General features: G+C 55.4%; 13 protein-coding genes and 1 tRNA gene. 10 read left to right on the top strand and 4 right to left on the bottom strand.

Translation table 11 applies throughout. From position 1 onward, the window contains the following. Nucleotides 1-683: 683 nt before the first annotated feature. From ACF8PE_RS04255 to ACF8PE_RS04240, 4 genes are all read left to right on the top strand, one after another. On the top strand, nucleotides 684-1,592 hold the full coding sequence (locus ACF8PE_RS04255) for a dihydrodipicolinate synthase family protein (RefSeq protein ID WP_392494634.1): 909 nt from the start codon (nucleotides 684-686) through the stop codon (nucleotides 1,590-1,592). Between the two features lie 14 nt (nucleotides 1,593-1,606). Beyond that, the gene (locus ACF8PE_RS04250) at nucleotides 1,607-3,574 is read left to right on the top strand and encodes a YjhG/YagF family D-xylonate dehydratase (RefSeq protein ID WP_342760244.1); all 1,968 of its coding nucleotides are present in this window, start codon (nucleotides 1,607-1,609) and stop codon (nucleotides 3,572-3,574) included. A gap of 239 nt (nucleotides 3,575-3,813) precedes the next feature. Beyond that, complete coding sequence (locus ACF8PE_RS04245; RefSeq protein ID WP_144884421.1) at nucleotides 3,814-5,196, top strand: MFS transporter; 1,383 nt, start codon at nucleotides 3,814-3,816, stop codon at nucleotides 5,194-5,196. Between the two features lie 12 nt (nucleotides 5,197-5,208). Then, nucleotides 5,209-6,828 carry a glycoside hydrolase family 43 protein gene (locus ACF8PE_RS04240; RefSeq protein ID WP_392494633.1) on the top strand — a complete coding sequence of 540 codons (1,620 nt, stop codon included), beginning with the start codon at nucleotides 5,209-5,211 and terminating at the stop codon, nucleotides 6,826-6,828. A gap of 4 nt (nucleotides 6,829-6,832) precedes the next feature. Here ACF8PE_RS04240 and ACF8PE_RS04235 read toward each other — a convergent pair whose 3' ends face one another. After that, complete coding sequence (locus ACF8PE_RS04235; RefSeq protein WP_392494632.1) at nucleotides 6,833-7,591, bottom strand: IclR family transcriptional regulator; 759 nt, start codon at nucleotides 7,589-7,591, stop codon at nucleotides 6,833-6,835. A 254-nt stretch (nucleotides 7,592-7,845) separates the two neighbouring features. Here ACF8PE_RS04235 and ACF8PE_RS04230 point away from each other — a divergent pair, with 254 nt between their 5' ends. Next, the gene (locus ACF8PE_RS04230; RefSeq protein WP_392494631.1) at nucleotides 7,846-8,205 is read left to right on the top strand and encodes a hypothetical protein; all 360 of its coding nucleotides are present in this window, start codon (nucleotides 7,846-7,848) and stop codon (nucleotides 8,203-8,205) included. A gap of 86 nt (nucleotides 8,206-8,291) precedes the next feature. On the opposite strand, the gene argF is transcribed toward ACF8PE_RS04230, so the two are convergent. Further along, entirely contained in the window at nucleotides 8,292-9,296 is a 1,005-nt protein-coding gene (gene argF / locus ACF8PE_RS04225; protein WP_392494630.1) for an ornithine carbamoyltransferase, read from the bottom strand. After that, a complete protein-coding gene (locus tag ACF8PE_RS04220; protein WP_392494629.1) occupies nucleotides 9,266-9,571 on the bottom strand; it encodes a hypothetical protein in 306 nt (101 codons plus the stop codon). The genes argF and ACF8PE_RS04220 overlap by 31 nt, the downstream gene beginning before the upstream one ends. Between ACF8PE_RS04220 and rraB the strand changes: the two genes are divergently transcribed. The 5 genes from rraB (at nucleotide 9,461) to ACF8PE_RS04195 (ending at nucleotide 13,200) form a co-directional block, all read left to right on the top strand. Continuing rightward, the gene (rraB, locus tag ACF8PE_RS04215; RefSeq protein WP_032616269.1) at nucleotides 9,461-9,886 is read left to right on the top strand and encodes a ribonuclease E inhibitor RraB; all 426 of its coding nucleotides are present in this window, start codon (nucleotides 9,461-9,463) and stop codon (nucleotides 9,884-9,886) included. The genes ACF8PE_RS04220 and rraB overlap by 111 nt on opposite strands. Before the next feature lie 170 nt (nucleotides 9,887-10,056). Beyond that, nucleotides 10,057-10,824 carry a tRNA isopentenyl-2-thiomethyl-A-37 hydroxylase MiaE gene (gene miaE / locus ACF8PE_RS04210; RefSeq protein WP_392494628.1) on the top strand — a complete coding sequence of 256 codons (768 nt, stop codon included), beginning with the start codon at nucleotides 10,057-10,059 and terminating at the stop codon, nucleotides 10,822-10,824. A 54-nt stretch (nucleotides 10,825-10,878) separates the two neighbouring features. Further along, nucleotides 10,879-11,553, top strand: coding sequence for a topoisomerase II (locus tag ACF8PE_RS04205; RefSeq protein ID WP_392494635.1), 675 nt, complete (start codon nucleotides 10,879-10,881; stop codon nucleotides 11,551-11,553). Between the two features lie 113 nt (nucleotides 11,554-11,666). Next, a tRNA-Leu gene (locus ACF8PE_RS04200) sits at nucleotides 11,667-11,751 on the top strand. Nucleotides 11,752-11,949: 198 nt separating this feature from the next. Beyond that, the gene (locus tag ACF8PE_RS04195) at nucleotides 11,950-13,200 is read left to right on the top strand and encodes a tyrosine-type recombinase/integrase (protein ID WP_392494627.1); all 1,251 of its coding nucleotides are present in this window, start codon (nucleotides 11,950-11,952) and stop codon (nucleotides 13,198-13,200) included. 109 nt (nucleotides 13,201-13,309) lie between these two features. Here the strand turns inward: ACF8PE_RS04195 and brxL are convergent, their stop codons facing one another. Further along, on the bottom strand, nucleotides 13,310-15,370 hold the full coding sequence (brxL, locus tag ACF8PE_RS04190) for a protease Lon-related BREX system protein BrxL (protein WP_049824874.1): 2,061 nt from the start codon (nucleotides 15,368-15,370) through the stop codon (nucleotides 13,310-13,312). Nucleotides 15,371-15,523: the final 153 nt, after the last annotated feature.

Raw genomic sequence — 15,523 nt, 5'->3', positions numbered from 1 at the left:
TAGCCAGGGGGAGGCGGCGAGCCCCCCTGGCACGTTCACGGGTGACGCGGCTGGCAGAGAAGTGCAGAACGTAAAGTGAACGGAACCACCACCTGAGTCGCATGTTCCCCTCACCCCAACCCTCTCCCCAAAGGGGAGAGGGAGCTGACCGTGCCCATTTTTTTGTATGGATCCCTCGCCCCAACCCTCTTCCCAAAGGGGAGAGGGAGCTGACCGTGCCCATTTTTTTGTATGGATCCCTCGCCCCAACCCTCTTCCCAAAGAGGAGAGGGAGCTGACCGTGCCCATTTTTTTGTGGGCATCCCTCAGCCCAACCCTCTTCCCAAAGAGGAGAGGGAGCCGACCGTGCCCATTTTTTTGTAGGGATCCCTCACCCCAGCCCTCTCACCAAAGGGGAGAGGGAGCTGACCGTGCCCATTTTTTATGGGGGATCCCTCAGCCCAACCCTCTTCCCAAAGAGGAGCGGGAGCCGACCGTGCCAATATTTTTGTGGGGAACCCTCAACCCAGCGGGAGAGAGTGAGGGCCTCAGGCCGCGCCCTTTAATATGTGATCCAGCTTAAATTTTCTACACTCCTTCTTTCCTTCCCATTTACCTGCGCTTTTTCTGCGTCATAGTATGAAAATCAAATAAACGAACGCTGTTCTATAATGTAGAACAAATGCTTTCAGCAAGGAGATCCCATGCAGCAGACTCAACCGTTCTCGGGCATTATTCCCCCTGTCTCCACTATCTTCACCGCCGACGGCGCGCTGGATAAAGCCGGTACCGCCACGTTAATCGACAGCATGATCGACGCCGGTGTAAATGGCCTGTTCTTTTTGGGCAGCGGCGGGGAGTTTTCGCAGCTCAACACCGAAGAACGCAAAGCCATCGCAGAATTTGCTGTCGCCCATGTGGATCGCCGGGTGCCGGTGCTGATCGGCACCGGGGGCACCAACGCCCGGGAGACCATCGAGCTGAGCCAGCACGCGCAGCAGGTCGGTGCAGACGGCATCGTGGTGATTAATCCCTACTACTGGAAAGTGTCTGAAGCGAATCTGATCCGCTACTTCGAGCAGGTAGCTGACAGCGTGACCCTGCCGGTGATCCTCTATAACTTCCCGGCGCTGACCGGGCAGGATCTGACCCCGCAGCTTGTCAAAACCCTGGTGGACTCCCGCCGCAATATCGTGGGGATTAAAGACACCATCGACTCCGTGGCCCATCTGCGCAGCATGATCCTCACCGTCAAGGCGGCGCACCCCGACTTTGTGGTGCTGTGCGGCTATGACGATCACCTGTTCAATACCATGCTGTTGGGTGGCGATGGGGCGATCTCCGCCAGCGGCAACTTTGCCCCGCAGATTTCGGTGAAACTGTTGCAGGCTTTCCGCGATGGCGATCTGGCCCGGGCGGCGCAGTATCATCAGACCCTGCTGCAAATTCCGCAGATGTATCAGCTGGATGCCCCGTTCGTGAACGTGATTAAAGAGGCCATTGTGCTCTGCGTGCGTCCGGTCTCCACCCATGTGCTGCCGCCTGCCGGGCCGCTGGATGAACCGCGCAAGGCGCAGCTGAAAACGCTGCTGCAACAGCTCAAGCTCTGCTGAGTCGGACGGTCACGATGTCGATAGAGAAGATTTTTACCCCGCAGGACGACGCCTTCTATTCGGTGATCACCCATGCGGCCGGGCCACAGGGGGCGCTGCCCCTGACCCCGCAGATGCTGATGGAATCGCCGAGCGGTAATTTGTTTGGCATGACGCAGAACGCCGGGATGGGGTGGGATGCCAACAAACTCACCGGCAAAGAGGTGCTGATTATTGGCACGCAGGGTGGGATCCGCGCGGGCGATGGCCGCCCGGTTGCGCTGGGTTACCACACCGGCCACTGGGAGATTGGCCTGCAGATGCAGGCGGCGGCGAAAGAGATCACCCGCAACGGCGGGATCCCCTTTGCCGCCTTTGTCAGCGACCCCTGCGACGGTCGCTCCCAGGGCACCCACGGCATGTTCGATTCCCTGCCGTATCGCAACGACGCGGCGATCGTGTTTCGTCGGCTGATCCGCTCCCTGCCGACGCGCCGGGCGGTGATCGGGGTTGCGACCTGCGATAAAGGCCTGCCTGCCACCATGATTGCGCTGGCTTCTATGCACAACCTGCCGACCATTCTGGTGCCGGGCGGGGCCACGCTGCCGCCCACCTTTGGCGAGGATGCGGGCAAGGTGCAGACCATCGGCGCGCGTTACGCCAACCATGAGCTTTCCTTGCAGGAGGCCGCCGAGCTGGGCTGTCGCGCCTGCGCGTCGCCGGGCGGCGGCTGCCAGTTCCTGGGCACAGCCGGGACGTCACAGGTGGTGGCCGAAGCCTTAGGGCTGGCGCTGCCGCATTCCGCACTGGCCCCGTCCGGGCAGGACGTGTGGCTGGAGATTTCCCGCCAGTCCGCGCGGGCGGTGGTGGAGCTGGATAACCACGGCATCACCACACGCGATATCCTCACCGACAAAGCGATTGAGAACGCGATGGTGATCCATGCCGCGTTCGGCGGCTCGACCAACCTGCTGCTGCATATCCCGGCCATTGCCCATGCGGCGGGCTGCACTATTCCTGACGTCGATCACTGGACGCGCATCAACCGTAAGGTGCCGCGGCTGGTGAGCGTTCTGCCCAACGGGCCGGATTATCACCCGACGGTGCGGGCGTTCCTCGCGGGCGGCGTGCCGGAAGTAATGCTCCATCTGCGCGCGCTGGGTCTGTTGCACGAAGATGCCATGACGGTGACCGGGCAGACCGTCGGGGAAAACCTCGACTGGTGGCAGTCCTCGGTGCGCCGCGAACGCTTCCGGCAGTGCCTGCGCGAGCAGGATGGCGTCGATCCTGACGACGTGATCCTGCCGCCGGAACGCGCCAAAGCAAGGGGGCTGACCTCCACGGTGGCGTTCCCGGTGGGCAACATCGCGCCGGAAGGATCGGTGATCAAGGCCACGGCGATCGACCCGTCGGTCGTGGGTGAGGACGGGGTGTACCGTCACACCGGGCGGGCGCGGGTGTTTGTCTCGGAAGCCCGGGCGATCAAGGCGATCAAAAGCGGCGAGATCGAACAGGGCGACATCATGGTAGTGATCGGCGGCGGGCCGTCCGGCACCGGGATGGAAGAGACCTATCAGCTGACTTCGGCGCTCAAGCATGTCTCCTGGGGAAAAACGGTATCGCTGATCACCGATGCTCGCTTCTCGGGCGTCTCCACCGGTGCCTGTTTTGGGCATGTGGCCCCCGAAGCGCTGGCCGGTGGGCCGATCGGCAAACTGCGCGATAACGACATCATCGAGATTGTGGTGGACCGCCTTTCCCTGACCGGCAGCGTCAACTTTATCGGCACGCCGCTGGCACCGCTCACCCCGGCAGAGGGGGCGGTGGAGCTGGCACGTCGTCAGCCACACCCGGAGCTGCACGCCCATGATTTTTTACCCGACGATACGCGGCTGTGGGCGGCATTACAGTCAATAAGTGGCGGCACCTGGAAAGGCTGTATTTATGACACCGATAAAATCATCGAGGTAATAAACGCCGGTAAAAAAGCGCTCGGGATTTAAATATATTTATCACTTTTGTCGCCTACGGGAAATATTCCGTGGGCGGCTTTGTCGTGTCTGTTTTTTATTATTTTTAATTCTCTAAAAACAATTATTTACCTTATATAGCGTCGTGTCACAAAAGCAAAATAACGTAATTCAGAAACAAGATATGACCATTGCTGGTTAATTGAGCAGCTTATTACACTCCATTAACACGATGTTGTGAATTCAGCACACTAAATAAGGGTGTATTTCTGATGATGCAATTAACCATGAAAGATAAAATTGGCTATGGGCTGGGTGATACCGCCTGCGGCTTTGTCTGGCAGGCGACCATGTTCCTGCTCGCCTACTTTTATACCGACGTGTTTGGCCTGTCGGCGGGCATTATGGGCACGCTGTTTTTGGTCTCTCGCGTGCTGGATGCGGTGACCGACCCGCTGATGGGGCTGCTGGTGGACCGCACCCGTACCCGTCACGGCCAGTTCCGCCCGTTCCTGCTGTGGGGCGCGATCCCGTTTGGCATCGTCTGTATGCTGACGTTTTACACGCCGGACTTCTCCGCCAACGGCAAAATTATTTACGCCTGCGTCACCTACATCCTGCTGACGCTGGTTTATACCTTCGTCAACGTGCCTTACTGCGCCATGCCAGGGGTGATCACCGCCGATCCGAAGGAGCGCCATGCCCTGCAGTCGTGGCGCTTTTTCCTGGCGGCGGCGGGATCGCTGGCGATCAGCGGTATTGCCCTGCCGCTGGTGGGGATCATCGGTAACGGCAACGAGCAGCTCGGTTACTTTGGCGCCATGTGTGTGCTGGGGGTGAGTGGCGTGGTGCTGCTGTACGTCTGCTTCTTCACCACCAAAGAGCGCTACACCTTTGAGGTGCAGCCGGGGTCGTCGGTCGCGAAAGATCTGAAGCTGCTGCTCGGCAACAGCCAGTGGCGGATCATGTGTGCCTTCAAAATGATGGCCACCTGTTCCAACGTGGTGCGCGGTGGGGCGACGCTCTACTTCGTGAAATACGTGATGGACCACCCGGAGATGGCGACCCAGTTTCTGCTTTACGGCAGCATCGCCACCATGTTTGGTTCGCTCTGCTCCTCCCGCCTGCTGGGCCGTTTTGACCGCGTGAAGGCATTCAAGTGGATTATTGTCATCTACTCCCTGATCAGCCTGTTGATTTTCTTCACCCCGGCTGAACATATGGCGCTGATTTTCGCCCTCAACATTCTGTTCCTGTTTGTGTTTAACACCACGACGCCATTGCAGTGGCTGATGGCCTCCGACGTGGTGGATTACGAAGAGAGCCGCAGCGGCCGCCGTCTGGACGGGCTGGTGTTCTCGACCTATCTGTTCAGCCTGAAGATCGGCCTGGCGATCGGTGGCGCGGTGGTGGGCTGGATCCTGGCGTACGTGAACTACTCCGCCAGCAGCAGCGTGCAGCCGGTCGAAGTGTTAACCACCATCAAAATTCTGTTCTGCGTGGTGCCGGTGGTGCTCTACGTGGGCATGTTCACCATGCTGTCGTTTTATAAGCTCTCGGATGCGCGGGTGGAAGCCATCAGCCAGCAGTTACTTAAGCATCGCGCGGCGCAGGGCGACGCCATCCCCGAAGCGGCAACGGCGGCATCTCATTAAGGAGGAGGCACTATGTACACCATTTCCAACCCGATTCTGACCGGCTTCAACCCGGACCCGTCGCTGTGCCGTCAGGGCGAGGATTACTACATCGCCACCTCAACCTTTGAGTGGTTCCCTGGCGTGCGCATTTACCACTCCCGCGACCTGAAAAACTGGCGGCTGGTGAGTACCCCGCTGGATCGCGTATCGATGCTGGATATGAAGGGGAACCCGGATTCCGGCGGGATCTGGGCGCCGTGCCTGAGCTACGCCGACGGGCAGTTCTGGCTGCTCTATACCGATGTGAAAATTGTCGATTCGCCGTGGAAAAACGGGCGTAACTTCCTGGTGACGGCCCCCTCCATCGAAGGCCCCTGGAGTGAGCCGATCCCGATGGGCAACGGCGGGTTTGATCCATCCCTGTTCCACGACGACGATGGCCGCAAATACTACATTTATCGCCCGTGGGGGCCGCGCCATCACAGCAATCCGCACAATACCATTGTGATGCAGGAATTTGATCCGCAGACCGGCACCCTGTCGCCCGAGCGTAAAACCCTCTTCACCGGCACGCCGCTGGCCTACACCGAAGGGGCGCATATTTACCGTAAAGACGGCTGGTACTATCTGATGGTGGCCGAAGGGGGTACCAGCTACGAACACGCGGTGGTGGTGCTGCGCGCGAAAACACTGGATGGCCCGTACGAGCTGCACCCCGAGGTGTCGATGATGACCAGCTGGCATCTGCCCGAGAACCCGCTGCAAAAAAGCGGGCACGGCTCGCTGCTCCAGACCCACACCGGCGAATGGTACATGGCGTATCTGACCAGCCGCCCGCAGCGTCTGCCGGGCATTCCGTTGCTGGCCGCTGGCGGACGTGGCTACTGCTCGCTGGGGCGTGAGACGGGGATCGCGCGCATCGAATGGCGCGACGGCTGGCCGTACGTTGAAGGTGGCAAACACGCCCGGTTGACAGTGCCAGGCCCGCAAATGGCCGAGAGCCAGGGCGTGACGCCGTCTCACTGGCGGGATGATTTCGACGGTGGACGTCTCGATCCTGAGCTGCAAACCCTGCGCATTCCGTTCGACGATACGCTTGGCTCCCTGCGCGCCCGCCCGGGTTTTTTACGCCTGTATGGTAACGACTCCCTCAACTCGACCTTTACCCAGTCCACCGTGGCGCGTCGCTGGCAGCATTTTGCCTTCCGCGCGGAAACGTGCATGACGTTCGACCCACGTCACTTCCAGCAGAGCGCGGGCTTGACCTGCTACTACAACAGCAAAAACTGGAGCTACTGCTTTGTCGATTTCGAGGAGGGGCAGGGCAGGACCCTGAAGGTGATCCAGCTTGACCACAACGTGCCGTCGTGGCCGCTGCACGAGCAGCCCATCCCGGTGCCGGATGAGGCGCAGAGCATATGGCTGCGGGTGGATGTCGATCGTCTGGTCTACCGCTACAGCTATTCGTTTGATGGCGAGACGTGGCAGACCGTGCCCGTCACCTATGAGGCGTGGAAACTGTCGGATGACTATATCGGAGGGCGAGGCTTCTTTACCGGGGCTTTTGTCGGGCTGCACTGTGAAGATATCAGCGGCGACGGCTGCTACGCCGATTTCGCGTACTTCAGCTATACGCCAGTCACGGCGTAAACCTTCAGGCCGGGTAGCCCAGCGCGCGTGAGAGCTGGCGCCCGGACTCCTGCAACTGCTCGCGGAAACGCGCCAGTTCATCGTCGTTAACGCGGGAGGTCAAGGTCGACAGGCTCAGGGCGGCAATCACGCGGGATTCGTGGTTACGCACCGGCACCGAGACGCAGCGCACCCCCTGCTCGTTCTCTTCGCTGTCCAGGGCATAACCCTGCTCACGGGTCTGCGCCAGCGCGGCCAGCAGCGCCTCGCGTGAGGCCAGAGTCGCGGGCGTAAAGGTGGTGTACTCATATCCGTCGAGGAGCGTGTTCAGCTCGGCGTCGCTCAGCCAGGCGATCAGCACTTTGCCGATGGCGGTGGCATGCACCGGCAGGCGACGGCCAATGCGCGAGTAGGCGATGGCTGCAAGCTTGCCTTCAATCTTCTCGATATAGACCCCTTCGCGCCCGTCCAGAATGCCCAGATGGGTGGTCTGCCCGGTGCGCTCCGACAGGTCCGTCAGCCAGTGCTTCGCTTTCTGGCGAATATCCATCGTACTCACCACAAAGTGGCCGCGTTCCACCAGCTTCATGCCAGGGCGGTATTTACCGTTCTCCGGATTCTGATCGATATAACCGTGCAGTTGCAGAGTTTTGAGCAGCGAATGGAGCGTGCTCTTACTCAGGCCCATCTGTTTACTGATGTCGGTGATTTTAAGTTCCGTCGCCTGTTCGTTAAACAGATCGAGGATCTGTAAGGCACGTTCAACAGATTGAATAATAGGCATAAGTTCGGCACATCCGCACGGGAATTAAGGCCAAAACGTACCCTGTTTACGCTGAAAAATCAATCGACCCGGGAGGCGGGGTTTTGTTCAGCGTAATATTCATGGCGCAAAAATTTGACTTAAGTGATCGTTGAGGCTTATCGCCCTTGCCTGAAAGGATAGGCTGTACCTATTACCACATTTTCATTGTTCTCTTACACTCATTAAGCGTAAGGCTTTACGCATTTTGCATAGCTCGTTTAAAAGGTATTTGGATGACTGCTTCTAAAACTTGGATCGCTTTGGGTACTATTGCCAGTCCGGCTACTGGGACGTTATTTTCAAAAATTCTCACTTCGCATAATCATAAATATATTCTCTGGTATAACGGCAAGAAGCTTTTTAAGCCCGGCGATGAAATCCATGTTTGTCATAACCGTTTATTCGTTAATGACGAGCTACGTGATATTAATATTCTGCAAATAGACAAATACAGCCACACCCTATGGCGCGTGATGCACAACATGTCCAGCTGCCCCGGCCATCGCGACCCGGAAAGCAAGGAATGTATTGCCACGGTAAAATGTATTTTTAAGCGGTGCCCTTACGGCAAGGTGCGGGTATCGGCAAGTTAATCAACCGGTGAGCTTATATTATCCCGAGCGGATAAAGTGAATATCAGGAGGGCCGCAACCCTCCTGCATTTTAAAAATAATAGGGGTTATTCACCGAGGGTGGCGACCATCACCGCCTTAATGGTGTGCATGCGGTTTTCTGCCTGTTCAAATACCACGCTTGCCGCCGACTCAAACACCTCGTCCGTCACTTCCATCCCGCCGTGCAGATCGAACTCCTTCGCCATCTGCTTGCCCAGCGTGGTCTGGTCATCGTGGAACGCCGGCAGACAGTGCAGGAACTTCACATCCGGGTTACCCGTCAGCGCCATCATCTGGCTGTTCACCTGATAGCCACGCAGCAGCGCAATCCGCTCCGCCCACTTCTCTTTGGCTTCCCCCATCGACACCCACACGTCGGTGTAGATAAAGTCTGCGCCCTTCACGCCCGCCGCGACATCTTCGGTGAGGGTGATCTTGCCGCCGTTCTTTTCTGCCAGCGCGCTGCACTCTGCCACCAGGCTCTCTTCCGGCCAGCAGGCTTTGGGTGCCACCAGACGCAGATCCAGCCCGGTGAGGGCCGCCGCTTCCAGCATCGAGTTACCCATGTTGTTACGCGCATCGCCGGTATAGACCAGCACCATCTCGTTAAAGGCCTTGCCCGGGAGATGTTCCTGCATGGTAAGCAGGTCAGCTAAAAGCTGGGTAGGGTGGAACTCATTGGTCAGCCCATTCCATACCGGCACGCCAGCAAATTCCGCCAGGGTTTCGACCACATCCTGGCCATATCCGCGATACTGAATGCCGTCATACATTCGGCCCAGCACACGTGCGGTATCTTTAATTGATTCTTTATGCCCAATCTGGCTGCCGCTCGGCCCGAGATAAGTCACACGTGCGCCCTGGTCAAACGCGGCAACTTCGAAAGAGCATCTGGTACGGGTAGAGTCTTTTTCGAAGATGAGCGCGATGTTTTTGCCAGTAAGCTTTTGTACTTCGGTACCTTTTTTCTTGTCGGATTTCAGCTGTGCTGACAGGGCAAGCAGAGAGGTGAGCTGTGCAGGGGTAAAATCGAGCAATTTCAGGAAGTGTTTTTTATACAGTTCAGACATTTTATCCTCACATGGCAAAGGCCACTTATTGAATTAAAATTCACTTTATCTGTATCAATATTCACTTGCAACCCCGTATCATAAATCTTTCTTACAAAGGTGGAGGCAAACACATCCGTGTGTGAAAATAGAAGTATCTGCCGCACTTTAAAGAGGAACGAGCCATGGCAAACCCAGAACTGCTGGAAGAACAGCGCGAAGAGACGCGACTGATTATTGAAGAACTGCTGGAAGACGGCAGCGATCCGGATGCGCTGTACACCATCGAGCACCATTTCTCTGCGGATGATTTCGAAGCGCTGGAAAAACTGGCGGTTGAAGCGTTCCGTCTGGGTTACGAAGTGACCGAGCCAGAAGAGCTGGAAGTGGAAGAGGGCGACACCGTCATCTGCTGCGATATCCTGAGCGAAGGCGCGCTGAAGGCAGAGCTGATCGACGCCCAGGTTGAACAGCTGATGGACCTGGCCGAACGTTTTGAAGTGGAATACGACGGCTGGGGCACCTACTTCGAAGACCCGAACGGCGAAGAGGGTGACGAAGACGACGACGAAGATTTCGTTGATGAAGATGACGACGGCGTGCGTCACTGATTAATTTAATACACGGGACATTCGCGTTGCATCGAGGCGGCAACGGCGTGACTCCCCGGTCGCTTACATAAGTCAGTGACTGGGGTGAACGAAGGCAGCCAACAAAGAGGCAGCGTAAAGAGCGACGTGTATTTGCGGCAGCGGAAGCTGCCGCATCCAAAAGGTTAAAAATGGATTACCCGCAGATACTTGCCCCTGTTCTCAACTTCCTCCAGTGCCCAACCCCGCAAGCATGGATTGATAAAGCCCGCGACCCGGCTAACCTGCCGCTGCTGCTCACCGACCATATGGTGTGCGAACTCAAAGCCGCCCAGACCGCGCTATTATTGGTGCGTAAATACGTTGCCGACGAGAGCAGTGCCGACGCGCTGCTGGAGTGGCTCAAGCCCTACGAAGCCTTTACCTTCCGCGAAGGCCCGGAACCCGATTTTGTCGTCCTGCATAAGCAGATTGGCAAAAGCGTGATGCCGAAGACCGACGACCCTTGGGGCCAGGCGTTGATCGACAGCATGGTGCTGCTGATTAAAGAGGAGCTGCACCATTTCTGGCAGGTGCGGGAGGCGATGCTGATGCGTAACATTCCCTACGTCAAAATCACCGCCAGCCGCTACGCCAAAGGGATGCTCAAAGCCGTGCGCACCCACGAGCCGCTGACGCTGATCGACAAGCTGATTTGCGGAGCCTATATCGAAGCACGCTCCTGCGAACGCTTCGCCGCGCTGGCGCCGTTCCTCGACGAGGGGTTGCAGAAGTTTTACCTGTCGCTGCTGCGCTCTGAGGCGCGGCATTATCAGGACTATCTGCGCCTGGCGCAGCAGGTCAGCGATGACGACATCACCCCGCGCGTGAAGCTGTTTGGCGAGATAGAGGCGGAGCTGATCTTATCCCCGGACAGCGAGTTCCGCTTTCATAGCGGAGTGCCGGTTAACATGACATAAGGACAGGGAACGATGAAAAAGGGTTTACGTATCGCCATTGCCGTGGTGCTGGGTATGGTGGCGGCAGGCTGGATTTACCGCGACAAAGCGCCCAACACCGAACAACAGCTCGACACCGCGCTCAGCAGCATGCCGGTGTGGCAGGTGATTAAAGAGCAGGAACCCGAGTTCCGCAAAAAGGTGCAGGACGAGATGCTGGCCCTGCAAAAAGCGGGTAAAAACGAGCAGCAGATTATCGACACCGTGCAGCCGAAGATTTTGCACTTGCAGATGGCGCGCCTGCAAAACGCCCCGGACGCCAACGTGGTCGAGTATATGAAGATCAACATGGAGCAGACCGCCGCCATGCAGAAGGTGAGCGATGACAGCTGCTACCGCTTCCTCTACCCGGAGGTGAAGGGCGGCGTCAACCCGATGCGTCTGCTGGATAAGGATCTGATGCAGCGCCGCATGCAGGCCGATGTCGACATGATGCGTGCCGCCGCTGGGCCGGACAAACACACCGTGACCCCGCAGGAGATTCAGCAGGCTGAAACCGACGTGGTGCCGATTATCCAGAAGCTGAGCGGGAAGTACGGCGACGATATCGAGCTGCTGCAGATGCCGCAAAAAGGGAAGGACAAAGAGAAGCAGAGCTGCGACCTGGTGCAGGATCTGTGGAACAACGTGCTCGCCCTGCCAGAGCCGAACGCCGCCGGGCTGATACGTTATGCGGTGTCGGATCTGTAACGGCGGTTGGGTTACGCTGGTTTTTTGGACACTTAGCTGCGGAACTGCACGCCTCCGCTTGCATGGCGGCGTGCGACAGGTATAATCCACAACGTTTCCGCATCCCCTTCAGTGCCGAAGTGGCGAAATCGGTAGACGCAGTTGATTCAAAATCAACCGTAGAAATACGTGCCGGTTCGAGTCCGGCCTTCGGCACCATCGGAACATCAATAGACGTCAACGGACGTCTTTTTTTGTGCCTGAAATCCAGTATCCGCAAGGCTTTCCTCGCTTTTTCATTCAACCTAAGTCAACCTGATTCAATCTACATCAACTTACTGATGCGGGTACAACTGCGGGTATATCCCGGTTCGATAATGTTTGTACCCACACAGAACCCTTGAAAGGATACTCATCATGGCTCTGAGTGATGTGAAGGTTCGTTCGGCTAAGCCTGAAGAAAAAGCTTATAAGCTGACGGATGGTGACGGCATGGTTTTGCTGGTTCACCCTAATGGTTCGAAATATTGGCGGCTGCGTTATCGCTTCGGCGGCAAAGAGAAAATGCTGGCGCTGGGGAAATACCCTGAAGTTTCGTTAGCAGATGCTCGATCGCGGCGAGACGAAGCACGTAAGCTTTTAGCTAACGGCGTCGATCCTATTGAGAATAAGAAAGCTGTTAAGGTAGAGCAGGAGCAAGAGGCGATAACGTTTGAAGTGGTTGCCAGAGACTGGCATGCCAGTAATCAGAAGTGGTCTGCATCGCATAGTGCTCGTGTATTGAAAAGCCTCGAAGATAATCTCTTTGCTGTTATCGGTAAGCGTAACATTGCTGAATTGAAGACGCGGGATCTGCTCGTACCCATCAAAGCTGTGGAGTCATCCGGGCGTCTTGAAGTCGCCGCCCGTTTACAGCAGCGGACTACCGCGATTATGCGCTTTGCCGTTCAGAGCGGTTTAATCGACTACAACCCTGCACAAGAAATTGCCGGTGCGGTTGCTACGGCGAAAAGACAGCATCGTGCGGCACTGGAGCTTAACCGTATACCTGAACTACTTCATCGTATTGATCATTACTCAGGCAGGCCTTTAACCCGATTGGCTGTTGAACTCACTTTGTTAGTGTTTATCCGTTCAAGCGAGCTGCGTTTTGCCCGTTGGTCAGAAGTGGATTTTGAAACGGCCATGTGGACGATCCCCGGTGAGCGTGAACCGTTGGACGGTGTTAAACATTCTCAGCGTGGTTCAAAGATGCGGACGCCTCATCTTGTTCCTTTGTCGCGGCAAGCCTTAGCTATTTTGGGAAAGATCAAAAACATGAATGGAAACCGAGAGCTGATCTTTGTGGGCGATCACGATCCGCGTAAGCCGATGAGTGAGAATACGATAAATAAAGCGCTGCGAGTGATGGGGTACGATACGAAAGTTGAAGTCTGTGGGCATGGTTTCAGGACGATGGCGTGTAGTTCACTTATTGAATCAGGATTGTGGTCGAGGGATGCAGTGGAGCGGCAGATGAGCCATCAGGAGCGTAGTTCTGTGCGTGCGGCTTATATCCATAAGGCGGAGCATCTGGGAGAGAGGAGACTGATGCTGCAGTGGTGGGCGGACTATCTGGATGCTAATCGGAAGAAGGTGGTCAGTCCGTTTGATTTTGCGAAAAAATAAAAAAAGTAACGCCATTGAGAATTAAGTAGTTCTATCTGAACTCCCTATTTTTCAAACAAATAATGGGCATTTTGCCCATTATTTGTTTCTGATGATGACGAATTATAAGTTATTGAACACCTAGTGCTTTATACACAGCATCCACCGGATCTGCATAGAAACTGATTTGGAATTTGGAAAAAATTTCAGCAGGCACTGTCGGGATATCAGAAGCCGATGCCATCGGCAGCAGCACACGTTTGCCCCCACTATCCATTGCTAGTTGCAAACTACCCGCCAGATCTTCGACCGGATTCACCACACCACCAAGTGTCATATCTCCGAGCACGACCATCTGTTCTTGCACTGGTTTGCCCATCAAAATGGAACAGAAGGCTACCAAGGCGGCAAGGCTGGTTTTGGTACTAGGGCCTGAGTTATGTAACTCAACGGCATGTAGATGGTATTCATGCTCGGAAAATTTTGCGGTAGCACTGATGCGATTTAGGTTGCCTTTGAAATAATCAAAACCTATACGGATTGCTTCTTTTGCTGGTGTATTGGAGCCTAGGCCAGATGTCGTGTGTTTACCATTACCGGGGGTCATCTGAGTCTCGAAGCGATACAGGCCCAGTTGGCCTGTGACACCCTTGGTAACCATGTGCACAACTCCCGGTTTACCCAGACCTTCGGGGATCAACTGGCTCCCGCCTTGCTCAGGTACATTGACGAAAAACTCTTCAAGAGTTTCGTTGTCGAGATAGCTGAAATGCACATCAAAAAACTCCATGCCGCCTAGTTTTTTCAACTGCTCTTTGATTCTACGACGTAACTCTAATGCGTAGGTGAGACAAGGACGTACCTCCTCTTTACCAAACACACCATGAGGATACAGTAATTTGAGCAAACCTGAGACCGTGCGGCGTACTGCGATTACATCACGTTGGTTGAGGTTGTTCCCGAGTTTAAAGAAGCGGTCAATAGCATCAGAGAAGCTACGCTTGCGCATTTCTCGCATATATTCGGCCAGATAGTCGGTGATCAGACCGTAGTTATTGGTAAAAAATTCAGGCCGCATCTTAGGGATATCCCAGCCTGGGATATAGGCATGGAAACGGTCAAAGAAGGCTGTATCGATCATCGCTTCCGGGAAAGGTGCCAGCAGGTGACTGGTTTTGACTAACGTTTCTACGCTTTGGTTTATGTTGCCGACAAATACCATGGATGCTTTGGCTTCGATAGAATCACGGCCACGGGAAAAAGAGCCCGATGCCATGTAATCCTTCATGATCTGGACACCATCTTTATCTTTGAAGGTAATACCAGCCACTTCGTCAAAAGCTACCACATCCCACATGCCTACCAGCCCAACCTGCCGGGAACTCATGTTGTAAAACAGATTGGCGACTGTCGTCTGGCCACCTGAGACTAGTAATGAATTAGGCGAGCACTCTTTATAGACGTGGCTTTTACCGGTACCACGTGGGCCGAGTTCGCAGACGTTATAGTTGTTCTCAACAAAGGGGATCATCCGCGTCAACAGGTGCCATTTCACCCGTTGCTTCAGATTGGTTGGCTCCATGCCTATAGAGCGGATCAGGGTATCCAGCCATTGGTCTGTTGAGAAATTAGCCCGGGCGGCAAAAAGCTCTTCCATATCCATGGAGGGCATCTGGATAGGCTTAAGGTTGAAAATTGAGAAGGGCGAAATTCTTTGCCCTTCTTCATAAAAATAGTTAAGAGTAACGATACACCAGATCCCCCCGGTGAGCAGCTTCTCGTTAGCTTTAACAATGTTGGCGGGGATCACGGCATCTTTGATACCTAGGTTCGAAAGCTGAGCCTCGTATACATCTTTCTTCTGGTTGAGCTTTACTCCGATCTTATCGATCACTTTAAAGCTACCACGCTCACGAATCAGAGATTTTACTTTCTCAGCCTCATCCGGGCGAACATAGTTCTCAGCGAGGATTTTTTTGACGTTTTCCAGACCTTCGCGTACCACTTCATCATCGTCTGAAGCACAGTACATACCGAGCAGATATTCCAGTACATAGACAGGGACATTAGCCCCTTCTTTTAGCTGTTTGGTCAAATCCTTACGGACAACTTTACCCTTAAAGTAACGATTCAGACGGGCATCAAGATCCATGCTGGCATGCTGAGATAACTCATCGTCAATGCTGAGCATAGAAGCCTCATCAACAGTAGTTCCGCTCGGCTGGGCAAGCTTCTCCGTGTAAACGTCCATCTGCTGGATTACTACATTGTTCGTGATATGTGTGACATTCACCGCTGGCTCTTGTGCGGTTTCCTTTCCTACAAACTCACCTTCAGTAGGATT

Origin of the sequence: Leclercia sp. GLN_9 (genome assembly GCF_043105735.1) — a bacterium.
In the GTDB taxonomy this organism is placed as follows: domain Bacteria; phylum Pseudomonadota; class Gammaproteobacteria; order Enterobacterales; family Enterobacteriaceae; genus Enterobacter; species Enterobacter adecarboxylatus.
This window is presented reverse-complemented; position numbering and strand designations above follow the sequence as displayed.